This is a genomic window from Micromonospora sp. MH33, assembly GCF_003013775.1.
Taxonomy (GTDB): Bacteria; Actinomycetota; Actinomycetes; order Mycobacteriales; family Micromonosporaceae; genus Micromonospora; species Micromonospora fulviviridis.
Window position 1 is genome coordinate 16,352 of sequence record NZ_MUYZ01000008.1, and the last position, 23,684, is coordinate 40,035.

Consider the following 23,684-nt stretch of genomic DNA (forward strand, 5'->3'; position numbering starts at 1 on the left):
TGCGCCGAACCGGACACCCGACGCTATGCTGGGCATGTTTTTGTACTGACCAGTCAGTTTAAAGTCGGGAACGGATGCGATGAAGATCGTCGAGGCCAACGGACTCGGGCTGCGGACCCGCCGCGGCTGGGTGTACCGGGACGTCGACCTCACCGCCGAGGCGGGCGAGCTGCACGCCGTCACCGGCCCGCCGGGCAGCGGGCGTACCTCGCTGCTGCTCGCCCTGGCCGGGCGTTTCCCGCACAGCCACGGGGAGCTGCGCCGCCGGGGCCCGGCCGCGCTCGGGCAGGTCGCCGGGGTGCACGAGCCCGACCCCACGCTGACCGTCGCCGAGCACATCCAGGAACGGCTGCTGCTGCTCGGGCCGGTGCCGCGCCGCCGCCGGCAGCTCGTCCCGGTCGCCGCCGTGCGGGCCCGGCGGGCCTACCGCCGCGACGCCTTCGCCACCGCGATCGCCGGGGCCGGCCTCACCGACGCCCCGCTCGACCCCGACCGGTACGGCCGCGACCTCACCCCCGTCGAGCGGCAGGTGCTCGGGCTCGTGCTGGCCAGCCTCAGCGGCCCGAACCTGATCGTGGCCGACGACGTGGACACCGGCGCCGACCCGCCCGAGCGGGCCTGGATCTGGGCCGCCCTGTCCCGCCTCGCCGACCAGGGGTACGCCGTGGTCGCCAGCGCCCGCGCCGTCGAGCCGGGCGCGGCCGCGATCACCCACCGGATCGGCGACCCGGCCCTGCCCGGCCCCGCCCTCGTCGCCCCCCGCGCCGCCGTGGAGGCGGACCTGACCCCCGAGGTGACCGCATGAGTGTCGTTCGACTCGCGCTGTTCGAGCTGCGCCGGATGACCCGGGGCCGGCTGCCGCGCGCCGCGCTCGCCGTCCTCACCGTCATCCCGCTGCTCTACGGCGCCCTCTACCTCTACGCCTTCTGGGACCCGTACGGGAACCTCGACCGGATCCCGGTCGCCCTGGTCAACGCCGACCGGCCCGCCAAGGCGACCGACGGCAGCGAGGTGCACGCCGGCCGCGACCTCACCGACGAACTGCTCGACCGGAAGGTGTTCGGCTGGACGGTGACCGACCAGGCCGACGCCACCGAGGGGCTCCGGAACGGCCGCTACCACCTGGTCTTCTCCATCCCGGCGGACTTCTCGGCCACCCTGGCGGCCAGTCCCGAGCCCGACCGGCCGGCCCGCCGGGGCGAGCTGAAGGTGGTCAACGACGACGCCACCAACTACCTGTCCGGGCTGCTGGCCCGCTCCGCCTTCAGCGAGATCCGGGCCGCCGCCGCGGAGAGCACCGCCGCGTCGTACTTCGACAAGATGCTCATCGGCTTCACCGACGCCAAGGCCGAGACCGGCCGGGCCGCGGACGGCGCCGGGAAGATCCACGACGGGCTCGGCACCTCCCAGCAGGGCGCCGGCCAGCTCGCCGACGGGCTGGGCACCGCCGAGGACGGCGCCGGGCAGCTCGCCGGCGGGCTGAACACCTCGGTGCAGGGCGCGACCAAACTCGCCACCGGCCTGGACCAGCTCTACACCGGTGCGGCGCAGATCGCCGACGGCGCCAACCGGGCGGCCACCGAGACCCGCGCCGCCGCGAAGCAGGTCGATGCCGCGGCGGACAGGTACGAGCCGCTGCTCCGCAAGAACGCCGCCGACATCCAGCGGGCCGCCACCCTGGTCGCCGAGGGCGCGCAGGCGCTCGCCGGCGGCCTCGACGCGCTGCCGGCCAGGGCGGACGAGGTGGTCGGCCAGGCGGAGAAGGTGCGCGACCGGCTCGACGCGCTGGTCGAGGAGCACCCGGAACTCGCCGACGACCCGAACCTGGTCGCCGCCCGCAGGGCCGCCGACCAGGCGGTCACCGCGGCCCGGGCCATGGTCGCCGCGCTGGACAAGACCGACCTCGCCGCGCTGAAGAAGCAGATGACCGAGGTCGCGCGGACCGCCCGGGAGGTGGCCGCCGCCGCGCCGCACCTGGCTGACGACGTCGCCTCGGCGCGGGCCAAGGTCGACCAGCTGGCCGGCGGCCTGACCACCCTGGCCCAGGGCAGCGCCAAGCTCCGCGACGGGCTTGGCGACGCCGCGGACGGCGCCGACCAGCTCCGCGGCGGCCTCTACCGGCTCGCCACCGGCGCCCGGCAGCTCGACGGCGGTCTGGCCCAGCTCAGCAGCGGCAGCAACCGGCTCGCCGACGGGCTGACCAAGCTGGAGGGCGGCGCCGGCGACCTCGCCGACGGCCTCGCCGCCGGAGAGAAGAAGCTGCCCGGGTACGACGACGCGGACAGCCGCTCCGACATCCTCGGCGACCCGGTGGGGCTGATCCGCCACTCCGACCACCCGGCCGGCTCGTACGGGGTCGGTTTCGCCCCGTACTTCCTGGCGCTGGCGCTCTGGGTCGGCGCGATGATCACGTACATGCTGCTGCGGCCGGTGAACCGCCGGCACGTGATGTCCGGCGCGCCCGGCTGGCGGGTCGTGCTCGCCGGCTGGCTGCCCGCCGCGGCGATCGGGCTGGCCCAGGTCGCGGTGCTCTACACCGTGGTCACCCTGGCCCTCGGCCTCGACCCGCGGCACGGGCCGGCCACCTTCGGGCTGCTCGCGCTCACCTCACTGGCGTTCACCGCGATCATGCAACTGCTCGGCGTGGCGCTCGGCCCCGCCGGCCGGCTCGCCGCGCTGGCCCTGCTGATGCTCCAGCTCACCTCCTCCGGCGGCACCTACCCGGTGCAGACCTCACCCGGCTTCTTCCAGGCCATCCACCCCTGGCTGCCGATGACGTACGTGGTGGGCGGCCTGCGGCACACCATCAACGGCGGGCCGGCCGGGCCGGTGGTCACCGGGGCGCTGGTGCTGCTCGCCTTCGGGGTGGGCGCCATGGCGCTCACCGTCGGCGCGGCGCGCCGCTCCCGCCGGCTCACCCCGGCCAAGCTGCACCCCGAACTGACCATGTGAGGATGGGCGGGTGACGGACGGACGGACCCGCCGGCGGGAGGACACCCGCCAGCGTCTCTTCGTGGCGGCGGTCGAGCTCATCGCCGAGCAGGGCTTCTCGGCCACCACGGTGGACGACATCGCGGCCCGGGCCGGGGTGGCGAAGGGGACCGTCTACTACAACTTCGAGTCCAAGACGGTCCTCTTCGAGGAGCTGCTGCGGCACGGGATCGGCCTGCTGACCGCCGACTTCCGGGCCGCCGTCGCCGGGCTGCCGCCGCGCGAGGCGCTCGCCGCGCTGGTCCGCGCCGAGCTGGAGTACATCCGCCGCTACCGGGCCTTCGCCCAGCTCCTGCTCTCGGAGATGTGGCGGACCAACCGGGAGTGGCAGCAGACCCTGCGGCTGCTGCGCGGCGAGGCGATCGAGGTGATCGCGGAGACCGTACGCGCCGGGGTGGCCAGCGGCGACCTCCCCGCCGACCTGGACGTGCGCACGGCCAGTTCGGCGCTGTTCGGCGTCGGGCTGGTGGTGGCCGTGGACTGGCTGGTCTTCCAGCCCGACCGGCCCATCGAGGACGTGCAGGAGGCGCTGCTCGGCATCGTCCGCCGGGTCGCCCAGACGTGACGCCGCGGCGGTAAATCGTTTGAGTGGCAGGGCCGGCCGGGTGAGGCTGGGGGCACCGCCCCCACCGACCCGAGTCCGGAGGACCTTCCATGCGCCTGCTCCGCGATCTCCGGGCCACCGCACCGCGCCGGATGGCGGTCGTCCTGCTGCTGATCGTGCTCGGCGCCGGCGGCCAGGCGGCCGCCTCGGCGCTGGCCGGACCGGTGCTGGTGCACCGGTCGCCCGGCTGGTTCACGGCGCTGGCCGTGGCGCTGGTCGCCGCCGTGGTCACCGACCTGCTCATCGGCCTGCTGATGGCCGGCCTCACCGCCGACTGGTCCGCCGACGTCCGCCGCCGGCTCTGCCGGGTCGCGCTCGGGCAGGACCTGCCCACCCTGGAGACCACCCCGGTCGGCGAACTGCTCGACCGGATCGACAACGACGTCTACCAGGTCGCCGCCGAGATGCGGAACACCGGCGTACGGCTCGTCCAGGGGGTCGCCGTCTGCATGCTCGCCACGGTCGGCGCGCTGGTCGTCTGGTGGCCGGCCGGCGTCGGGATGATCCTGCTCACCGCGCTGCTCGGGGTGGCCCTTCGCCGCCCCACCGCCCGGATCGCCCCGGCCCGGATGGTCGAGGAGGAGGCCTGGTCCGACCTGGCCGCCGTGATGGAGGAGGCGGTGCACGGCCAGGACGACGTGCGCACGAGCCTGGCCCGCCCGTACGTGCTGCGCCTCTACGCCCGGCGGGCCGCCGAGGTGATCGCCCGGGGCGGGCGGGTCTTCCGGCTGTCCGCCCGGGTCACCGCGCTGGCCGCCGGCGGCGTCCGGGTCGGCATCGCCGCCGTGGTCCTGGCCGGTGCGTGGGCGCTCGCCACCGGCCGGGTGGACGCCGCCCGGCTCACCGCGATCTGGCTGCTCGCCCTGGCCTTCGGCGCGACCGTCGAGCACATCGCCCGCTGGGTGCCGCACCTGCAACAGGCGCTCGGCGCGTGGGCGCGGGTGCAGTTGCTCGCCGACTCCCGGCAGGAGCCGACCGGCGGCGCCGCCCCGGTCGACGGGGACCTGACCGTCCGCGGGCTCACCTTCCGCTACCCGGCCACCGGAGACGAGCGCGGGCCGGCGCTGCGCGACGTCACGCTCACCTTCGCCCGCGGCCGGTCCTACGCCCTGGTCGGCCGGACCGGATCCGGCAAGTCCACGCTGGCCAAGGTGCTCACCCGGGCCGTGGACGTGCCATCCCGCACCGTCTTCCTGGGCGACACCGACCTGGCCGAACTCGACGTCGAGGCGCTGCGCCGGTGGATCGCCGTGGTGCCCCAGCGCACCGAGATCCTGGCCGGCACCCTCGCCGAGAACGTCGCGCTCTTCGACCCCGACCTGCTCGACGACGCCACCCGGGCGCTGGAGGAGCTGGGGCTGGCCGGCTGGATCGCCGAACTCCCCGACGGGGTGCACACCCGGCTCGGCGAGGGCGGGCACGTGCTCTCCGCCGGGCAGGAGCAGCTCGTCGCGTTCGCCCGGATCCTGGTCCGCGACCCGCACGTGGTGATCCTCGACGAGGCCACCGCCCGGCTCGACCCGGTCACCGAGAACCGGGTACGCCAGGCCACCGAACGGCTGCTCACCGACCGGATCGGCATCGTCATCGCGCACCGGCTCTCCTCGGTGCGCCGCTGCGACGAGGTCGTCGTGATGGCCGACGGCGCGGTGCTGGAGGCCGGCCCGCTGCGCGAGTCGGCCCGCTTCGCCGAACTGCTCGCCACCAGCAATGCCAGCGCCTATGCGGGTGCCGGCGCCGCCCGCCGCGGCGGGGTGGAACTGCTGGACGGCCCCGACGGCTGGCCCGACGAGCCGGCCGGACCGGCCGAGCCGGCCACCCTGCCGCGCCAGGTCGCGGTGCCGCGTACCGACCCGCCGCCGCTGCCGGCCCCACCGCCCGCGCGGACCCTGCGGGAGATCCTCCGGCTGGGCACCAACGACCCGCGGTACGGGCTGGTCTCCGTCTGCCTGTTCATCGTGATGACCCTGCTCGGGCTGGACGGTTCGGTGCTGCCCTGGCTCTGGGCCGAGGTGGTCGGCGGGGGAGACCCGTGGCTGCCGGCGCTGGGCATCGTCGCCGCGCTGCTGGTGGTGCTGCCGCTGCCGTACCTGACGAACCTGTGGTTCCCGCAGTGGTGGATCCGGCAGATGCTGCGGATCAGCGCGCGGCTGGTGCACGGGCAGACCGGGGCGCGCCGGGTCAGCGGGCACACCCCGGCCGAGGTGGTGGCCCAGGGCGGCGACACCGACCGGGTGGTGCAGCTCGCCGACAACCTGATGGACCAGTTCATCTCGCTGGCCATCGTGATCACCATGACCCTGGTGACCGGCAGCTTCGTACCCGCGCTGTTCTTCGTCGGGACGATGGTGGTCTCCGGGCTGGCGGCCACCCTGTTCGGGCCCCGGCTGGAACGCACCGCCGGCGGCACCGTCAAGGCCCGCGCCGCCTTCGCCACCGCCCTGGTTTCCTCGCTCTCCGCGGCCCGGACGGTGAAGCTCGCCGGCGCCACCCGCCCGGTGCTGGACCACCTCGCGAAGCTGGACACCGTGCGCAGCGACCGGCAGCGCCGGGAGATCGCCATGCAGGTGTGGGCCCGGTCCACCCCGTCGCTGGCCAGCGGCCTGCTGCCGATCGGCGCCTGGGCGCTCTACCTGGCCGGCGGGCTCTCCGCCGGGGCCACCCTGGTCGCGGTCTCCACCCTCGGGGCGGCCCGCTGGTTCGCCTGGACCACCGCGTCGCTGGTCTCGCACTACCCGTCGGCCCGGGTGTGGACCAGGCGGACCGTGGCGATGACCAGGGAGGCCACCTATTCGGCCGCGGTGCCCGGGCTGGACCTGGCCGCCGGCACCGCCCCGGCGCCGGAACCGCCGCCCCGGCACCCGCTGCGCCGGCTGGAGCTGACCGGCTTCGGCGCGCTGCACTCCGACGGCACCCTGGCCGTCCGGGACGTCGACCTGACGGTCGAACGCGGGCAGTTGGTGCTGGTGGTCGGGCCGGTCGGCGCGGGGAAGTCGTCGCTGCTGCGGGCCCTCGCCGGGATCGTGCACCACGTCGGCACGCTGCGCTGGAACGGCGAGCCGGTCACGGAGCCGGAGCTGTTCCTCCGCCCCAACCAGGTCGGGTACGTGGGGCAGCTGCCCCGGGTGCTCTCCGGCACGGTGGCCGACAACATCGCGCTCGGGCACCAGGTGGACGCCGCCGACGCGGTGTCGACCGCCCAGCTGGACCACGACCTGGCGGCGGCCGGGGGCGGGCTGGGGTTGCTCATCGGACACAAGGGCACCCGGCTGTCCGGTGGGCAGCTCCAGCGGCTGGCGCTGGCCCGGGCGCTCGCGCCGCGTACCGAGCTGCTGGTCGCCGACGACGTCTCGTCCGCGCTGGACGTGACGACGGAGCTGGCGCTCTGGGCCGCACTGCGCGAGCACGGGGTGACGGTGGTCGGCTCGACCGCGAAGCGGGCCGCGCTGGTCCGCGCGGACCACGTGGTGGTCCTGGTCGACGGCACGGTGGCCGCCCAGGGACCGTGGCACGACCTGGAATCCCGCTGGGGCCACCTGGCGGGCTGAGGTTCTCCGCGAGTGGGCTTAGAAGGCGCGGGTGTACTGGTTGGGCCAGGCGGGGGCGGGGGTCAGTTTGGCGGCGGCGCGGTGGGGCCAGTAGGGGTCCCGGAGGAGTTCGCGGCCCAGGAGGACCAGGTCGGCCTCGCCGCCGGCGACGATCTGCTCGGCCTGCTCGGGCTCGACGATCAGGCCGACGGCGCCGGTCAGCACGCCCGCGTCTCGGCGGATCCGGGCGGCCAGGGGCACCTGGTAGCCGGGACCGATCGGGATGCTCGCCGCGGCGGAGGCGCCACCGGAGGAGGCGTCCACCAGGTCCACGCCGGCGGCGGCCAGCTCGCCGGCGAGGACCACGCTGTCCTCGACGGTCCAGCCGCCGTCCACCCAGTCGGTGGCGGAGATCCGGGTGAGCACCGGCACGCCCTCGCCGACCGTGGCGCGGACCGCGCGGGCCACCTCCAGGGTCAGCCGCATCCGGCCGGCCCGGTCGCCGCCGTAGCCGTCGGTCCGGTGGTTGGTGAGCGGGGAGAGGAACTCGTGCAGCAGGTAGCCGTGCGCGGCGTGGATCTCCACGGCGGCGAAGCCGGCGTCGAGGGCCCGGCGGGCGGCGGCGGCGAACGCCTCGACCACCCCCGCGATGCCGGCCTCGTCCAGCGCGGCCGGCGTGCGGTAGTCCGGCAGGAACGGCTCGGCGCCGGGGCCGACCGGGGTCCAACCGCCCTCGGCGTCCGGCTCGCCGCCCCGGTGCCCGGCCCACGGCCGGTACGTCGATGCCTTGAACCCGGCGTGCGCGAGCTGCACGGCCGGCACCGAACCCTGGGCGGCGATGAACGCGGTGATGGGTCGCCACGCCCCGACGTGCGCGTCGGACCACAGCCCGGTGTCCTGCGGGCTGATCCGGCCCTCGGGCACCACGGCGGTCGCCTCGGTGATGATCAGCCCGGCGCCCCCGACCGCGCGGGAGCCGAGGTGGACGCGGTGCCAGTCGGTGGGCAGGCCGTCCGGGCCGGCGCTGTACTGGCACATCGGGGCGAGCGCCACCCGGTTGGGCAGGGTGACGCCGCGCAGGGTCAGCGGGGTGAACAGGGCGCTCATGTGGTCATCCTTCGACGCGGCGGGGGGAGGGCCGAAACCCTCCCCCCTCGGGAAACGATGTGCTCAGGCGGCTACCGGGGTGAGCCGCTCGCTCTCCGGAGCGTCGACAGCGTCGACCAGGTCGCGCTTGCCGGCCGAGTCGTACGCGGTCCGGTCGAGGGTGCCCTCGCGGGCGGCCACGACGGTCGGCACCAGGGCCTGGCCGGCCACGTTGGTGGCGGTGCGGATCATGTCCAGGATCGGGTCGATGGCCAGCAGCAGGCCGGCGCCGGCCAGCGGCAGGCCCAGCGTGCTCAGGGTCAGGGTGAGCATGACGATGGCGCCGGTCAGGCCCGCAGTGGCGGCCGAGCCGACCACCGAGACGAAGGCGATCAGCAGGTAGTCGGTGACGCCCAGGTGCACCCCGAAGACCTGCGCCACGAAGATCGCGGCGAGGGCCGGGTAGATGGCGGCGCAGCCGTCCATCTTCGTGGTGGCGCCGAACGGCACGGCGAAGGAGGCGTACTCGCGGGGGACGCCGAGGCGCTCGACCGAGCGCTGGGTCACCGGCATGGTGCCCACCGAGGAGCGGGACACGAAGGCCAGCTCGATGGCGGGCCAGGCGCCGGCGAAGAAGCGCAGCGGGTTGAGCCGGCCGGCGGCCACCAGCACCAGCGGGTAGACCACGAACAGCACGATGGCGCAGCCGACGTAGACGGCGGTGGTGAACTTGGCAAGCGGGGCCAGCAGGTCCCAGCCGTACGAGGCGACGGCGTTGCCGATCAGGCCGAGGGTGCCGATGGGGGCGAGCCGGATGACCCACCAGAGCGCCTTCTGCACGATGGCCAGCACCGAGCGGTTGAGGGTCACGAACGGCTCGGCGGCCTCGCCGATGAGCAGCGCGGCGGCGCCGACCACCAGGGCGAGGAAGACGATCTGGAGGACGTTGCCCTCGACGAACGCGCCGACCGGGTTGGTCGGCACGATGCCGGTGAGGAAGTCGGTCCAGGAGCCGGTCCTCTTCGGCGCGGTGGCGCCGGACAGGTCGAGGGTGACGCCCTTGCCCGGATTGGTGAGCAGGCCGAGGCCGATGCCGATGCTTACCGCGATCAGCGCGGTGATGCCGAACCAGAGCAGCGTCTTGAGCGCCAGCCGGGCGGCGTTGGCCACGCCGCGCAGGCTGACCACGCTGACCACGATGGCGGTGAAGACCAGCGGCGGCACGGCCAGCTTGAGCAGCTGGACGAAGAGGCCGCCGACGGTGTCGAGGGTGCTGGTCAGCCAGGCGAGGTCGTTGGCGCGGGCGAGGAAGCCGAGCGCCACGCCGAGGACGAGGCCGAGCAGGATCTGCACGGAGAAGGGGAACTTGCGCAGGGCGGAAGCCATGGGGATCTGTCCAAGGTCTGGTGGGGTGAACGGGGCAGCGTCAGGAGAGCGGCTGCGCCGGACAGACGCCGCTGGCCTGCAGTCGGAGGTCGACATACAGGCGCACGGTGAGGTGCCAGACGTTGGTCATCGCCTGCCGAGGCTACTCCCGGCCAGCTCCCAGGTGGAAGGATCGACCGAGGTGACGCTCCTTACAAGCCCGGCAGCACCTTGCCGGGATTCATCAGCCCCCGCGGATCGAACAGCTGCTTGAGCCCCCGCATCAGGTCCAGCCCGTGACTGTCCGCGTAGTAGGCGATGATCTCTCGCTTCGACTGCCCGAGTCCGTGCTCGGCGCTGATGCTGCCGTGGAACGCGTGTGTCGAGTCGTAGACGAGGCGAGCGAGGGCTTCGGCCCGCACCAGGAACTCCTCGTCATCGCTGCCCACCGGCTTGCTGAGGTTGTAGTGGAGGTTGCCGTCGCCGACATGTCCGTACGTCACGATCCGGATGCCCGGGACGGCCTCCCGCAGGGCCCGGTCGGTGCGTTCCACGAACGCCGGGATGCGACTCACCGGCACCGTGACGTCGTGCTTGAGGCTGGGGCCCTCGTGGTTCTGCGCCTCGGAAATCCCTTCGCGCAGCGCCCACAGGGCGGTGGCCTGCGCCGAGCCGGAGGCGATCACGGCGTCCCGCACCGCACCGCGGTCGAACGCCTCGCCCAGCGCCGCCTCGATCACCTCGTCGAGGCCGGCGTGGGGGAGCGTGTCGCTCAGCTCCACGAGCGCGTACCAGGGGTGCTGGTCGCCGAACGGGTCCCGCGCGCCCGACGAGTGGCGCAGCACGAACTCCACGCTCTGCCGGGACATGATCTCGAAGCCGGTCAGCCGGTCGCCCGCGATCTCCCGGAGGACCCCGATCAGGTCCACCGCGCCCTGCGGACCCGGCAGGGCCGCCCACGCCGTCGCGCGGCTGCGGACGGCGGGAAAGAGCTTCAGAACGGCGGCGGTGATGACTCCGAGGGTGCCCTCCGCGCCGATGAACAGCTGCTTGAGGTCGTAGCCGGTGTTGTCCTTCCGCAGGCCGCGGAGCCCGTTCCAGATCCGCCCGTCGGGGAGCACGACCTCCAGGCCGAGGGTCAGGTCGCGCATCGTCCCGTAGCGGAGCACCGCGGTGCCGCCGGCATTGGTCGCGAGGTTGCCACCGATCGTGCAGCTTCCCTCCGCGCCGAGGGAGAGCGGGAAGAGCCGGCCGGCGGCCGCCGCGGCCTCCTGGACCGACTGCAGGACCGCGCCGGCCTCCACGGTGATCGTCTGGTTGGCGACGTCGAGGTCCCGGATGCGCCGCATGCGGATGAGGGAGAGCACCACCTGACGGCCCGAGGAGTCCGGGACGGCGCCGCCACAGAGCCCCGTGTTGCCGCCCTGCGGGACCACCGCGACGCCCGCCTCGCGGCACAGGGCGACGACCGCGGCCACCTCCCCGGTGTCGCCCGGCCGCACGACGGCCGCGGCGGTTCCGGAGTACGCGTTGCGCCAGTCGGTGAGGTGGCCGGCCATGCCGCCCGGGTCGCTGATCAGGCCGGCGGGGCCGACGATCTGCCCCAGCCGGCCGACGAGGTCCGCGGTCACCGCGCCGTCACTGCCGTCGGGCCTCGTCGACACGGTGACCCGGTCCTCGCTCCGGCGTTCCTCGACATGATCACGGTGCCACGCTAGGAGCCACGACGATGCCTGTCCAAGTCCGGCCGGGCATGGCTGGATACCGCCGCGACATCGCGTCAGCCGAGCAGCACGGCGATGCCGACGAGCACGGGAGCGGACAGGACGGTGGTGAGCAGGATGACGTCCCGCGCCAGCAGGGTGCTCCGGTCGTAGGACACGGCGTAGACGAACACGTTCTGCGCGGTCGGCAGGGCCGAGGTGACGGTGACCGCGAGCAGCGCCACCCCCGAGAGCCCGGCGACCCAGCGACCGAGTGCGTAGGCCAGTGCCGGCTGGGCGAGGGTCTTGAGCGCCACGGCCAGCCACACCCGGCGGGCGCCGTCGCCGGACGCCGGGCGTGGTGCGCCGTGCAGGCTCATGCCGTACGCCAGCAACGCCGCGGGTACCGCGAGCGCGGCGGTGAGCTCGACCGGCTCCCGTACCAGCGGCGGCAGGTCCACGCCGGTGGCCGCGACGAGCACGCCCAGACCGCAGCCCACCACGACCGGTGTGCGGAGCGGCTGGGTGAGCAGCCGCCAGCGGGGCGGGGCGTCGCCCGCGGTGCGCGAGCCGGCCAGCACGGCCAGCCCGACCGGTGCCATCACCAGCACCTGGAACAGCAGCACCGGGGCCACGAAGGACGCGTCGCCGAGGGCGTACACCGAGATGGGGACGCCCAGGTTGCCCGCGTTGACGTACGACGAGGTGAGGGCGCCGACCGTCAGCTCGGCCGGCGACAGGCGCCAGCGCCACCGGGCCAGCGCCACGTATAGCAGCGCGCTGAGTACCGCGCTACCGGCGGTCGCCACGAGGGCCGCCGACAGGAGCGCCGCCGGATCCGCCCTCGCGAGCGTGAGCAGCAGCAGGGCCGGCGTCGCCACGAAGTAGGACAGCCGCGACAGCACGCCACCGGCGTCGGCGCCCAGCGCGCCCGTCCTGCCGACGATCCAGCCGACGGCGATCACCGCGACCAGGGCGGCGAAGCCGCCGATGACCCCGTTCACCGGGCCGAACCCGCCGCCGCGCGGTTCACGCCACGGCGGCGGGCGCGGTGTCCGCGGGCCGCCCCGGTGGCGTGCACCGCATGGTCATCGCGGCAGCTCCAGGACACCGTCGACACGCCGCGGGATGCCGCGGTAGTCGTCGGTCAGCTCGGGCGGGAGCAGGTCGGCGGGTGCCCCCTGCCAGGTGACCGGACGCAGGAAGCGCCGGATCGCGGTGGTGCCCACCGAGGTGTGCTGGGAGTTGGTCGACGGCCACGGTCCGCCGTGGTGCTGGGCCCAGGAGACGGCCACGCCCGTGGGGTAGGCGTCGTAGATCATCCGGCCGGCCCGCGGACGCAGCTTCGCGGAGACCGCCAGCGGCAGCTCCGTCTCGCCCTGCCCGCGCAGCACGGTGGCGGTCAGCGACGAGGGCATCTCCGCCAGCGCCCCGAACAGGTCTGCCGTGCCGTCGTAGCGGGCCACGACCGACAGCGGCCCGAAGCACTCCTCGGTGACTTCGTGGGGCAGGTCGGCAGCCGCCGTGGTGAGGAGGAGCGGCGCGGCCTGGAAGCCGGCTCCCGTCGGCTGCGCGCCGCTGGCCAGCACCTCGACGCCGTCGGCGTCGGCGAGCCGACCGGCGGTGCGCCCGTACGCGGTGGCGATGCCCTCGTTGAGCAGCACCGGTGCTCCGGCCTCCCGGACCGCCGCGGCCATCGCCTCGACCACCCCGTCGCCGTCGGCACCGGTCGGCACGAACACCAGCCCGGGCTTGGTGCAGAACTGGCCGCCGCCGAGGGTGAAGGAGCCGACGAGTTCGGTCCCGATCGTCGCGCCGCGCTCGGCGGCGGCCTGCGGCGTCACGACGACCGGATTGAGGCTGCTGAGCTCACCGAAGAACGGCACGGGGTCCGGACGCTGTTCGATGATCTGCAGCAGCGCCCGCCCGCCGGTGACCGAGCCGGTGAAACCGACGGCGCGGATCGCCGGGTGGGCGACGAGGTCGGCGCCGGCCTGGACGCCGTGGACGACGCCCAACGTGCCGGCCGGGGCACCGGCCTTCTCCGCCGCCGCCGCCAGGATGTCGAACACGACCTGCGACGTCGCGGGGTGGGACCCGTGCGCCTTGACGACGACCGGGCAGCCGGCCGCGAGCGCCGAGGCGGTGTCGCCGCCGGGCACGGAGAAGGCCAGCGGGAAGTTGCTGGCGCCGAAGACCGCGACCGGGCCGATCGGGACGAGCATCCGGCGCAGGTCGGGGCGGGGACCCATCGGGGTGTCCCCGGCGTGGTCGATCGCCGCCTCGACGTAGCTGCCCTCGTCCAGGACCTCGGCGAACAGGCGGAGCTGGTAGGAGGTGCGGGTCAGCTCACCGTTCAGCCTCACCGGTCCGAGCGCCGTCTCCCGGTCGGCGACGGCGACGACGTCCTCCCGCCGGTCCTCCAGCGCGTCGGCCAGGGCGCGCAGCAGTGCCGCCCGCCCGTCACGGCCCAGCGCCTCCAGCCCGCCGGCGGCGGCTTGCGCCGCCGAGCAGAGCCGGTCCACCTCCTCGGTGGTCGTCTCCCGGGCGACGACCTCGACCGCCTGGCCGGTCCGGGGGGCGATGCTCACGACGTCGGACATGCGGGGTACCTCCATTTTGTGGCTCAGCGGGTCGCGTCGACGTGGACGCGGTCGACGGTCCAGGCGCGGGCCTGATCGCTCAGGGTGATGCCGAGACCGGGGCGGTCCGAGATGAACATGCGCCCGCCGCGGGTCTCCAGGCGCTCGTTGAACAGCGGGTACAGCCAGTCGAAGTGCTCCACCCACGGCTCGTGCGGGTAGGCGGCCGCCAGGTGCACGTGGATCTCCATCGCGAAGTGCGGCGCCAGTTGCAGGTTGCTGTGGTCGGCCAGGGTGGCGAGCTTGAGGAACTGGGTGATGCCGCCGATCCGGGGGGCGTCCGGCTGCAGGATGTCCACCGCGCCGGCCCGGATCAGCTCGTAGTGCTCCGCGACGCTGGTCAGCATCTCTCCCGTCGCGACCGCGGTGTCCAGCGACCGGGCGAGCTGGGCGTGCCCCTCCGCGTCGTACGCGTCCAGCGGCTCCTCGATCCAGACCAGGCCGAACTCCTCCAGCGCCCGGCCCACCCGCATGGCGGTCGGCCGGTCCCACTGCTGGTTGGCGTCCACCATGAACGGGACGGCGTCACCGAGGTGCTCCCGCACCTTGCGTACCCGGCGCAGGTCCTCCGCCGAGTCCGGCTGACCGACCTTGATCTTGATGCCTCCGACGCCCGATTCGAGGGTGCGGGTGGCGTTCTCCAGCACCTGCCCGATCGAGTCGTGCAGGAAGCCGCCCGAGGTGTTGTAGCAACGGACCGAGTCGCGGTGCGCGCCCAGCAGCTTCGCCAGCGGCAGCCCGGCGCGCTTGGCCTTGAGGTCCCAGAGCGCGACGTCGATCGCGGCGAGCGCCTGGGTGGACGCGCCGCTGCGCCCCACCGACGCGCCGGACCAGACCAGCTTCGTCCACAGCCGGCCGATGTCGCTCGGGTCCTCGCCGATCAGGTCCGGGGCGACCTCCCGGGCGTGCGCGAACTGCGCCGGGCCGCCGGCGCGCTTGGAGTAGCTGAAGCCGACGCCCTCGAGACCGGCCTCGGTGCGGATCTCGGCGAAGAGGAACGCGACCTCCGTCATCGGCCGCTGCCGGCCGGTGAGCACCTTCGCGTCGCTGATCCCGGTGGGCAGCGGGAGGGTGACGGACGACAGGGTCACCGACTCGATCCGGTCGAGGACTGCGGGGGCGGTGGTCATGTCTCTCCTTCGTCAGGGAACAGCGGGTCAGCGGACCAGGCAGGGTCGCTTGGGGTCGAACGCCCAGTCGGGCACGAGGTACCGCATCGCCACGGCGTCGTCCCGGGCGCCGAGGCCGTGCTCCAGGTACAGCTCGTGCGCCGCGGCCAGGGCGTCGCGGTCCAGCTCGACGCCCAGTCCGGGCGCGGTCGGGACGGCGATCCGCCCGTCCCGGATCGACAGCGGCGCACGGGTGAGCGCCTGCCCGTCCTGCCAGATCCAGTGCGTGTCCAGGGCGGTGATCTCGCCGGGCGCGGCCGCGCCCACGTGGGTGAACATCGCCAGCGAGATGTCGAAGTGGTTGTTGGAGTGCGAACCCCAGGTGAGGCCGAAGTCGTGGCACAGCTGGGCGACCCGGACCGAGCCGCGCATCGTCCAGAAGTGCGGATCGGCGAGGGGGATGTCGACCGCGTTCGACCGGACCGCGTGGGCCATCTGCCGCCAGTCCGTCGCGATCATGTTGGTGGCCGTCGGCAACCCCGTGGCCCGCCGGAACTCCGCCATGACCTCGCGCCCGGAGAACCCGCCCTCGGCGCCGACCGGGTCCTCGGCGTACGTGAGCACCCCGGCCAGGTCTCGGCAGAGTTCGACGGCCTCGGCCAGCAGCCAGCCGCCGTTCGGATCGAGCGTGATGCGGGCGTCCGGGAACCGCCGGGCGAGAGCGCGGACCGCGGTGATCTCCTGCTCGCCGGCCAGCACGCCGCCCTTGAGCTTGAAGTCGGTGAACCCGTAGCGCGCCTGTGCCGCCTCGGCGAGCGCCACGATCGCGTCGGGAGTCAGTGCCGGTTCGCGGCGCAGCCGTTCCCAGTCGTCGGCCGGTGCCGCCTCCGCCAGGTAGGGCAGGTCGGTGCGGCGGCGGTCACCGATGTAGAAGAGGTAACCGAGCATCGGCACGGTGTCGCGCTGCTGCCCGTCGCCGAGGAGCTCCGCCACCGGGACGCCCAGGTGCTGACCCAGCAGGTCCAGCAGCGCCGACTCCAGCGCGGTCACCGCGTGGACCGTCGTGCGCAGGTCGAAGGTCTGCAGCCCGCGCCCGCCGGCGTCGCGGTCGGCGAACCGCTCGGCTACCGCGCGCAGCAGCCGGCCGAACCGGGCGACCGGCTGCCCGACGAGCAGCTCGCCGGCGTCGGAGATGGTCCGGCGGATCGCCTCGCCGCCCGGCACCTCGCCGACGCCGACCCGCCCCTCGCTGTCGGTGACGACGGCGATGTTGCGGGTGAAGAAGGGCCCGTGCGCGCCGCTGAGGTTGAGCAGCATGCTGTCGTACCCGGCGACGGGCACCGCCTCGACGCGGGCAACGGTCGGGGTGCGGCCGGTCATCGCCGTCCTCTCGGAGCCGGGAGCTGGGTGAGGGAGATCTTCTCGACCAGGGTGGTCAGCTCGGCGAGCTCGGTCTCGGTCAGGTCCACCAGCGGGGGCCGGACGCGCCCGCCGTCGCGGCCGACCGCGGTCAGGCCGGCCTTGACGATGGAGACCGCGTATCCCTTGGCCCGGTCCCGGATGTCCAGGTACGGGATCACGAAGTCGGTGAGCATCTGGTAGACCGCCGGGCGGTCCTGAGCGCGTACGGTGGCGTAGAACCGGAGCGCGAACTCGGGCAGGAAGTTGTACAGAGCGGAGGAGTACGTGCTCACCCCGAGCTGGAGCAGCGGCAGCGCGAACGTCTCGGCCGTCGGCAGCCCACCCACGTAGATCAGCCGGTCGCCGACCCGGGCGTAGGTCCGGGTCATCTGCTCGATGTCGCCGATTCCGTCCTTGAGCCCGATCAGGTTGGGGTTGCGGTCGGCGATCTCGGCCACGGTGGCGTCGGTGAGCACCGCGTTCGCGCGGCTGTAGACGATGACGCCGAGGTCGGTCGCGCGGCACACGGCGCTGATGTGCTCGACCAGGCCCTGCTGGCTGGCCTCGGTGAGGTACGGCGGGAACAGCAGCAGACCGTCGGCGCCGGCGGTCTGGGCGGCCTGGGCCTGGGCGACGGCGACGGCGGTGCCGCCGGTGGCCGGCGCGATGACGGGAACCTTTCCGGCCACCTCGTCAACGGCGGCCCGCACGACGCGGTCGATCTCGGCCGAGGTCAGCGAGAACCCCTCGCCCGTGCCGCCCGCGGCGAACAGGCCGGCCACGTCGAAGCTCGCCTGCCACGCGAGGTGCTCCCGGTATCGGGCCTCGTCGAACTGCAGGTCGGCGTCGAAGTGGGTGACCGGGAACGAGAGCAGGCCCGACTTCAGCCGGTCAGCGAGAACGTCCGGGGGCAGCAGCGTCACGGTGATCGTGTCCTTGGGGTCCGGGTCCGGGTCCGCGCCGGCGTCAGCCGGCGGTGCGGACGGTGGTCACGATCACGGTAAGAACCGGCCATGATGCATGTCCAAGAGCCGTTCCGCATCGAACGATGCTCACCAGGTATCAGGACGCGGTCCGCGGCTCCAGCGCGGCCAGCGCCCGCCACAGGGCCGGGTTCTTCGAACTTCTGGCCCACAACAGGTGAAGCTCGACAGGCTCGGGTGTGGGTGTCTCCAGTCGGACGAACCCCACTCCCTCGATGGGCAGGCGTGCGGCGGACGCGGGGACGAACGCGACACCACGACCTGCTGCCACGAGCCAGAGCATGGTGAGCACCTGGCTCACGGTGTGCACGGTGTTCTCGGCGGCGATCGGTACGACGCCCGCGACCAGGTCGTAGAAGTACTTGGCCTTGGTCGGCGAGTGCATGACGACGGGCTCGCCCGCCAGGTCCGCAGCCACCGCCGGCCGGCCCAGCTCGAGCAGCCGGTGACCCGCGGGCGCGGCGACGAGCAGCGCCTCCCGGTGCAGCAGCCGAGAGCCGAAGGCCTCCTCGTCGAAGGGTGGTCGGGCCAGCCCGAGGTCGACCTCCTCCTTGAGCAGGCCGGTCACCTGCTCGCGGGTCACCATCTCGGTCAGGTCGACGGCGACGTCGGGCAGCTCCCGGCTCAGGCCGTTCAGCAGCTCTCCGAGGACCCCGTACGCCGACGCGGCCGTGAACCCGATCCGGACCACACCGCTGGCCCCGGACGACACCCGCCGCGCCAGCTCAGGTGCCGAGTCGGCGAGAATGAGCAGGCGGCGGGCCTCGACCAGGAACGCCGCGCCCGCTGCCGTGAGGGTGACCCGGCGGTTGTCCCGCTCCAGGAGCTGGGCACCCACCACCCGTTCCAGCTTCTGGATCTGGCGGCTCAGGGGAGGCTGCGTCATCTGCAGCCGGGCGGCCGCACGGCCGAAGTGCAGCTCGTCGGCGACGGCCACGAAACCGCGAAGTTGCTCCAGCGTGAACGCCATGTCAAGAAGGTATCAATTGATGCTCCATTGGATTTGGACAGGCATGAGCCGAGGTTCTTACGCTGCCGTCATCCAGGCGTCCGTGACTCCACTCACAGCGCCCACGGCTGAAACATGGCTCTGCTAAGAGGAGAACGACATGAGCATCAACCGCGTGCGCCAGTGGGCGACGGCGGGTGCCGGGATGGCCCTGGCCCTCTCGCTCGCCGCCTGCGGCGGCAACGTCGGCGGCGGATCCAGTGACGAGGCGAAGTTCCCGGGGGACTCCCCGATCACGATTCTCGTCGGGCAGGACCCGGGCGGCAGCACCGACCTCATCGCCCGGGCACTGGCCGACCAGGTCAAGGCCGACCTCGGTGTGCCCGTCACGGTGGAGAACAAGCCCGGCGCGAACGGCGCCCTCGCCGCCAAGGAGTTGGCCGGCAAGAAGGCCGACGGGCACACCCTGATGGTGTACAACGGCAGCCTCGCGTACATCACGCCGCTGGCCGTCGCCAAGGGCCAGGCGCCGGACATCGCGGAGTACGAGATCGTCACCGGCATCAGCCAGGACGACTACGTACTCGTGACGGCGCCGAAGTCCGGCTTCAAGACCGTCGACGACCTGGCCAAGGCCGGGCGGCAGATCACCTTCGGCACCACGGGTGTCGGCACGGGCAGCCAGCTCTCCCAGGAGCTGTTGTTCAGGCAGGCCAACATCAACGCCAAGGCCGTTCCGTTCGACGGCGGGTCGCCCACGCTGACCGCGGTCCTCGGTGGCCAGGTGGACGTCGGCTCGATCCAGCTGGGCGAGGCGATCGAGCAGATCCAGGCCGGCAAGCTGACCCCGATCGTCACCTTCGCCGAGAAGCGGCCGTCGTACCTGCCCGACACCCCGACCGCCGTGGAGGCGGGCCACGACGTGCCGGTGCAGCAGTCGCGGGCGATCTTCGCTCCGAAGGGCACGCCGAAGGAGGTCGTCGACCGACTCCGTCAGGCCTTCCAGAAGGCGTTCCAGGCCGACGCGTACAAGAAGTTCAACGAGGACAACCAGCTCACCCCGAACGAGGCCGACGGCGAGGAACTGCGCAGGCAGTGGGCCGGAAACCTGGACAAGTACCGCGGCGTGGTCGAGAAGTACTCCATCAACCTCGGCGGAGCGAAGTGACCGCTGCCCACGGCGGCGTGCCGACCCAGGGAAGCCCCGGCGGCCACCCGGCCGCCGGGGCCACCCGGGCGGAGACGGACGAGGAACGTCCCCTCGAAGAGCTCAGCCTCGACGAGGCGATCCACCGGGTCGAGGAGGCCGAGCACGAGGGCCGGCCGCCCGCGGCCGGGCCGTTGAGCAACGTCCTCGCCGCTGCCGCCGTCGTCGCACTCGGTGTCGCCGCGTTGGTCGGCTCCGCCCGCCTCGGACTCGGGACGGTGCGTAGCCCCGACTCCGGCACCTGGCCGCTACTGGTGAGCGCCGCGCTCGTCGTGCTCGGCCTCGGCCTGCTCGCCGCCGGCCGGCGGACGACGGACGCGGAACGCTTCTCCAGGGCGAGCTGGCTGGTCCTCGGCGGCCTGGCCACCATGGTCGTTTTCGTCGCGGTCATCGGGACCATCGGTTTCGAGATCCCCGCCGCCCTGCTCGCCTTTGTCTGGCTGCGGTTCCTCGGCCGGGAGGGCTGGCGGACCTCCGTCCTGGCGAGCCTCGGCGTGGTGGTCGGGTTCTACCTCGCCTTTGTCGCGGCCCTCTCCGTTCCCATCCCGCACCTCTTCTAGGAGGGCCCGTGGACTTCGCGCCCGTGCTCGACGGCTTCGGCGTCGTACTCGAACCGACGAACCTGCTGTACTGCCTGATCGGCGTCGTCATCGGCATGCTGGTCGGCGTCCTGCCCGGCCTCGGTCCCGCGGCCACCATCGCGATCCTGCTGCCGGTCACCTTCGGCATCGAGCCGGTGACCGCGATCATCATGCTCGCTGGCATCTTCTACGGCGCCCAGTACGGCGGCACCATCACCTCGGTGCTCCTCCGGCTGCCCGGCGAGGCGTCCTCGGTGGTGACCGTCTTCGACGGCCACACGCTGGCCCGGCAGGGTCGGGCCGGTACTGCCCTCGGCGTCGCGGCCGTCGGTTCCTTCATCGGCGGCACCGTCTCGATCATCGCCTTGACGCTGGTCGCGCCCGTGGTGGCCGGCTTCGCGCTGGACTTCGGTCCACCCGAGTACACGGCCCTGGCCCTGCTCGGCATCCTGCTGGTGGCCACCGTGAGCAGCGGCGGACGGCTCAAGGCCGTGATCGCCGCCTGCGTCGGCCTGCTGCTCGCCACGGTCGGCCGGGACAGCTTCACCGGCGCGGAGCGGTTCACCTTCGAGAACCTGTCGCTGGCCGACGGCCTGGACTTCGTGCCGATCGCGATGGGTCTCTTCGGCCTCGGCGAGATCCTCTACAACCTGGAGGAGCGCCACCGGGCGGTGCACGCGCCGACGAAGGTAGCCAACGTGTGGCCGTCGCGCGCGGACCTCCGCGAGTCGTCGGGGGCCATCGGACGCGGTTCCGTCCTGGGCTTCATCCTGGGTATCCTGCCCGGCGGCGGTGCGACCCTGGCCTCGCTGGCCGCCTACGCGCTCGAGAAGCGGCGCTCCAGAAACCCGGAGCGGTTCGGCAAGGGTGCCGTCGAGGGGGTTGCCGCCCCGGAGACGGCGAACAACGCGGCCGCGACGTCCTCCTTTATCCCGCTGCTCACCCTCGGCATCCCCGCCAACGCGACCATGGCGGTCATCTTCGGGGCGCTGCTGATCCAGGGGGTCAGCCCCGGCCCCCAGCTGGTCAGCCAGGAGCCCGAGCTGTTCTGGGGCGTGGTCAACTCGATGTACATCGGCAACATCCTGTTGCTGATCATGAGCATCCCGCTGGTCGGCCTGTTCGTGAAGATCCTGCGGGTACGGGCCACAATCCTCGCGCCCATCACGGTCCTGATCACGCTGGTCGGCGTCTACACGGTCAACAACGACGTCTTCGACATCGGGCTGGTGATCGTCTTCGGCGCCCTCGGGTACCTGATGAAGAAGTTCGGCTTCGACCCGGGCCCCCTGGTGCTGGCCTTCGTGCTGGGCTCGCTGCTGGAGGACTCGCTGCGCCGCTCACTGCTGATCTTCGACGGGGACGCGACCGGCTTCCTCACTCGGCCGATCTCGGGCACCCTGCTCGCCCTGTTCCTGCTCGTCGCCCTGCTCCCGCCGGTCCGGGCCGCCCTCGCCCGCCGGGGGCCCACGTCCCGCCCCGACTCCGCACCCCACGACACCAAGGAGCTCGTGTGACCGTTCTCGTCGCGTACGTCCCCACGCCCGAAGGGGACGCCGCCTTCACTGCGGGCCTCGCGGAGGCCGCACGCCGCCGGGAGCGGCTGGTGCTTCTCAACACGCCGCGGGAGGGTGCGCCGGTCAGCGCGGAGATGGCCGCCGCGGACGCGGTCGCCGCCATGGTCGAGCGGGGCGCGGCGGCCGGCGTCGCGGTCGAGGTCCGCCAGGACGCGCACGCCGGGGACCTCGCCGACGAGGTCGTGCGCGTCGCCGAGGCGGTCGATGCCTCGGTGATCGTGATCGGCCTGCGCCGCCGCTCGCCGGTGGGCAAGCTGATCATGGGCAGTGCCGCGCAGCGCATCCTGCTCGACGCCGACCGGCCCGTGCTCGCCGTCAAGCCCTGACCGTCGGGGCCGGCCTGGCGGCGGACGGTGGCTGTCGCCGGCCTAGCCCGAGCACGGCGGCGGTGGCCAGGCCCCAGGCGGCGGCCACGGTCAGCAGGAACCGCTCCAGCACGCCGACCAGGCCGCCACGCCCGACGGCCAGCATGGCCAGCCCGATCGCCGCGGACAGCGGCAGTGCCAGGGCCGCGCCGATCCCGGCCACCCGGCGAAGCAACCGGCCGGTCGCGGGGGAGAGCAGCAGCGCCAGCATCGCGAAGACCACGGCGGCGGTGGCCGTGATGCTCGCGCCGCCGTGTACCAGGTCGGCCACCGTGGCGGCCTCGAACGGCGGCAGCGGGCAGCCGGTGGAGCAGGCCACCGCCCCGGAGAGGGCCGTGCCGGCGGCGCCGGCCACCAGCAGCGCGGCCGCGGTCCGCAGCGCCGGGGGGAGCGCCGCGGCGAGCAGCAGCAGCGCCGCCGCCAGGGCGAAGACCCCGATCCGGTACGCCCCGGCGTACCCGCTGTCGGTGACGCCGGCCTCGCTGACGTACCCGGTCAGGCCCGGACCGGGACCGGCGGCCACGGCGACCGTCACGGCGACCGCCCCGGCCACGACGCAGCCGGCGGCGCCGGACGCGGCGGCGGCCCGGAGGACGTCGGGGTCAGCCACGCCCGTGCGGCGTGGTCCAGCCGGACAGGTCCGGACCGAGCGGCACGATCCGGGTCGGGTTGATCATCTCGTGGGTGGCGTAGTAGTGCCGCTTGATGTGGTCGAAGTCCACCGTCTCGCCGAAGCCCGGCGTCTGGAACAGGTCCCGGGCGTACGCCCAGAGCACCGGCATCTCGGTGAGCTTCTGCCGGTTGCACTTGAAGTGCCCGTGGTACGCCACATCGAAGCGGACCAGCGTGGTGAAGAGCCGCACGTCGGCCTCGGTGATCCGCTCGCCCATCAGGTAGCGCTGCCCGGAGAGCCGCTCCGACAGCGCGTCCAGCCGGGCGAAGAGCGCCGTGTACGCCTCGTCGTACGCCTCCTGCGAGGTGGCGAAGCCGCACCGGTAGACGCCGTTGTTGACGTCCCGGTGGATCTCCGCCATCAGCGCGTCCATCTCCGGCCGCAGCTCGACCGGGTAGAGGTCCGGCGCCCCCGGCTTGTGGAACCGCCGCCACTCGGTGGAGAAGTCGAGGGTGAGCTGCGGGTAGTCGTTGGTGACCACCCGGCCGGTCAGCGTGTCGACCAGCGCCGGCACGGTCACCCGGCCGGTGAAGTCGGCGTCGGTGGCCAGGTACGCCTCGCTGAGGAACCCGATGCCCAGCACCGGGTCGAAGCCGTCCTGGTCGAGGCTGAACCGCCAGCCCCGCTCGTCCCGGATGGGGTCGACCGTGCCCAGCGAGATCACCTCGTCGAGGCCGAGCAGGCCGCGCACGATCCGGGCCCGGTGCGCCCACGGGCAGGCCCGGCACCAGATCAGCCGGTAGCGGCCCGCCTCCAGCGGCCAGCGCCCCTGGTCGTCGGGGCCGCCGCCCTCGGGCGAGGTGGAGTGCGGGGTGACCCGACCGGTGAACCGGTTGGGCTGGCGGACGAACGCGCCGCCGCCGGCGGTCTCTGCGCTGAACTGGGCCCGGGCCATGCGGCCAACCTATCCGTTCCGGGCGC

Annotated in this window: 19 protein-coding genes; 8 read left to right on the forward strand and 11 right to left on the reverse strand. The window is 73.5% G+C overall.

Annotated features, from left to right (window positions below):
• Nucleotides 1-79 precede the first annotated feature (79 nt).
• From B0E53_RS03120 to B0E53_RS03135, 4 genes are all read left to right on the forward strand, one after another.
• A complete protein-coding gene (locus B0E53_RS03120; RefSeq protein ID WP_107074558.1) occupies nt 80-805 on the forward strand; it encodes an ATP-binding cassette domain-containing protein in 726 nt (241 codons plus the stop codon).
• On the forward strand, nt 802-2,952 hold the full coding sequence (locus B0E53_RS03125) for a YhgE/Pip domain-containing protein (protein ID WP_107074559.1): 2,151 nt from the start codon (nt 802-804) through the stop codon (nt 2,950-2,952). The genes B0E53_RS03120 and B0E53_RS03125 overlap by 4 nt, the downstream gene beginning before the upstream one ends.
• A gap of 10 nt (nt 2,953-2,962) precedes the next feature.
• On the forward strand, nt 2,963-3,556 hold the full coding sequence (locus B0E53_RS03130) for a TetR family transcriptional regulator (protein WP_107074560.1): 594 nt from the start codon (nt 2,963-2,965) through the stop codon (nt 3,554-3,556).
• 89 nt (nt 3,557-3,645) lie between these two features.
• Nucleotides 3,646-7,143, forward strand: coding sequence for an ABC transporter ATP-binding protein (locus B0E53_RS03135; protein WP_107074561.1), 3,498 nt, complete (start codon nt 3,646-3,648; stop codon nt 7,141-7,143).
• 18 nt (nt 7,144-7,161) lie between these two features.
• Here the strand turns inward: B0E53_RS03135 and B0E53_RS03140 are convergent, their stop codons facing one another.
• From B0E53_RS03140 to B0E53_RS03180, 9 genes are all read right to left on the reverse strand, one after another.
• Nucleotides 7,162-8,229, reverse strand: a complete 1,068-nt coding sequence (locus tag B0E53_RS03140) for an NADH:flavin oxidoreductase/NADH oxidase (protein ID WP_107074562.1) — start codon at nt 8,227-8,229, stop codon at nt 7,162-7,164.
• Nucleotides 8,230-8,292: 63 nt separating this feature from the next.
• Complete coding sequence (locus B0E53_RS03145; RefSeq protein WP_210405896.1) at nt 8,293-9,582, reverse strand: dicarboxylate/amino acid:cation symporter; 1,290 nt, start codon at nt 9,580-9,582, stop codon at nt 8,293-8,295.
• A gap of 203 nt (nt 9,583-9,785) precedes the next feature.
• The gene (locus B0E53_RS03150; protein ID WP_210405895.1) at nt 9,786-11,237 is read right to left on the reverse strand and encodes an FAD-binding oxidoreductase; all 1,452 of its coding nucleotides are present in this window, start codon (nt 11,235-11,237) and stop codon (nt 9,786-9,788) included.
• Between the two features lie 116 nt (nt 11,238-11,353).
• Nucleotides 11,354-12,280, reverse strand: a complete 927-nt coding sequence (locus tag B0E53_RS03155; protein ID WP_107074564.1) for an AEC family transporter — start codon at nt 12,278-12,280, stop codon at nt 11,354-11,356.
• An 84-nt stretch (nt 12,281-12,364) separates the two neighbouring features.
• On the reverse strand, nt 12,365-13,879 hold the full coding sequence (locus B0E53_RS03160; RefSeq protein ID WP_107074565.1) for an aldehyde dehydrogenase (NADP(+)): 1,515 nt from the start codon (nt 13,877-13,879) through the stop codon (nt 12,365-12,367).
• A gap of 23 nt (nt 13,880-13,902) precedes the next feature.
• Complete coding sequence (locus B0E53_RS03165) at nt 13,903-15,048, reverse strand: mandelate racemase/muconate lactonizing enzyme family protein (RefSeq protein ID WP_107074566.1); 1,146 nt, start codon at nt 15,046-15,048, stop codon at nt 13,903-13,905.
• A gap of 27 nt (nt 15,049-15,075) precedes the next feature.
• Complete coding sequence (locus tag B0E53_RS03170) at nt 15,076-16,407, reverse strand: enolase C-terminal domain-like protein (protein WP_107074567.1); 1,332 nt, start codon at nt 16,405-16,407, stop codon at nt 15,076-15,078.
• Nucleotides 16,404-17,351: a 5-dehydro-4-deoxyglucarate dehydratase gene (gene kdgD, locus B0E53_RS03175; RefSeq protein ID WP_107074568.1), complete on the reverse strand. Its 948-nt coding sequence runs from the start codon at nt 17,349-17,351 to the stop codon at nt 16,404-16,406. The genes B0E53_RS03170 and kdgD overlap by 4 nt, the downstream gene beginning before the upstream one ends.
• 139 nt (nt 17,352-17,490) lie before the next feature.
• A complete protein-coding gene (locus tag B0E53_RS03180; protein ID WP_107074569.1) occupies nt 17,491-18,381 on the reverse strand; it encodes a LysR family transcriptional regulator in 891 nt (296 codons plus the stop codon).
• A 139-nt stretch (nt 18,382-18,520) separates the two neighbouring features.
• Here B0E53_RS03180 and B0E53_RS03185 point away from each other — a divergent pair, with 139 nt between their 5' ends.
• Genes B0E53_RS03185 through B0E53_RS03200 form a run of 4 tightly spaced genes read left to right on the forward strand, consistent with a single transcriptional unit; the run spans nt 18,521 to nt 22,051 of the window.
• Nucleotides 18,521-19,528: a tripartite tricarboxylate transporter substrate binding protein gene (locus tag B0E53_RS03185; RefSeq protein ID WP_107074570.1), complete on the forward strand. Its 1,008-nt coding sequence runs from the start codon at nt 18,521-18,523 to the stop codon at nt 19,526-19,528.
• A complete protein-coding gene (locus B0E53_RS03190) occupies nt 19,525-20,127 on the forward strand; it encodes a tripartite tricarboxylate transporter TctB family protein (protein WP_107074571.1) in 603 nt (200 codons plus the stop codon). Before B0E53_RS03185 ends, B0E53_RS03190 begins: the two co-directional genes overlap by 4 nt.
• A gap of 8 nt (nt 20,128-20,135) precedes the next feature.
• Nucleotides 20,136-21,665, forward strand: a complete 1,530-nt coding sequence (locus B0E53_RS03195; RefSeq protein ID WP_107074572.1) for a tripartite tricarboxylate transporter permease — start codon at nt 20,136-20,138, stop codon at nt 21,663-21,665.
• Nucleotides 21,662-22,051 (forward strand): universal stress protein, encoded by a 390-nt coding sequence (locus B0E53_RS03200; protein WP_107074573.1) that lies wholly within the window; start codon nt 21,662-21,664, stop codon nt 22,049-22,051. The genes B0E53_RS03195 and B0E53_RS03200 overlap by 4 nt, the downstream gene beginning before the upstream one ends.
• Here B0E53_RS03200 and B0E53_RS03205 read toward each other — a convergent pair.
• Nucleotides 22,041-22,700, reverse strand: coding sequence for a DUF998 domain-containing protein (locus B0E53_RS03205; protein WP_107074574.1), 660 nt, complete (start codon nt 22,698-22,700; stop codon nt 22,041-22,043). The two genes, B0E53_RS03200 and B0E53_RS03205, sit on opposite strands and share 11 nt — an antisense overlap.
• Nucleotides 22,693-23,658, reverse strand: coding sequence for a glutathione S-transferase C-terminal domain-containing protein (locus B0E53_RS03210; RefSeq protein WP_107074575.1), 966 nt, complete (start codon nt 23,656-23,658; stop codon nt 22,693-22,695). The genes B0E53_RS03205 and B0E53_RS03210 overlap by 8 nt, the downstream gene beginning before the upstream one ends.
• Nucleotides 23,659-23,684 lie beyond the last annotated feature (26 nt).

Coding starts and splice junctions, on each gene's coding strand:
- B0E53_RS03120 (WP_107074558.1), top strand. CDS start 80: ATGAAGATCGTCGAGGCCAACGGACTCGGGCTGCGGACCCGCCGCGGC.
- B0E53_RS03125 (WP_107074559.1), top strand. CDS start 802: ATGAGTGTCGTTCGACTCGCGCTGTTCGAGCTGCGCCGGATGACCCGG.
- B0E53_RS03135 (WP_107074561.1), top strand. CDS start 3,646: ATGCGCCTGCTCCGCGATCTCCGGGCCACCGCACCGCGCCGGATGGCG.
- B0E53_RS03140 (WP_107074562.1), bottom strand. CDS start 8,229: ATGAGCGCCCTGTTCACCCCGCTGACCCTGCGCGGCGTCACCCTGCCC.
- B0E53_RS03160 (WP_107074565.1), bottom strand. CDS start 13,879: ATGTCCGACGTCGTGAGCATCGCCCCCCGGACCGGCCAGGCGGTCGAG.
- B0E53_RS03165 (WP_107074566.1), bottom strand. CDS start 15,048: ATGACCACCGCCCCCGCAGTCCTCGACCGGATCGAGTCGGTGACCCTG.
- B0E53_RS03170 (WP_107074567.1), bottom strand. CDS start 16,407: ATGACCGGCCGCACCCCGACCGTTGCCCGCGTCGAGGCGGTGCCCGTC.
- B0E53_RS03180 (WP_107074569.1), bottom strand. CDS start 18,381: ATGGCGTTCACGCTGGAGCAACTTCGCGGTTTCGTGGCCGTCGCCGAC.
- B0E53_RS03185 (WP_107074570.1), top strand. CDS start 18,521: ATGAGCATCAACCGCGTGCGCCAGTGGGCGACGGCGGGTGCCGGGATG.
- B0E53_RS03210 (WP_107074575.1), bottom strand. CDS start 23,658: ATGGCCCGGGCCCAGTTCAGCGCAGAGACCGCCGGCGGCGGCGCGTTC.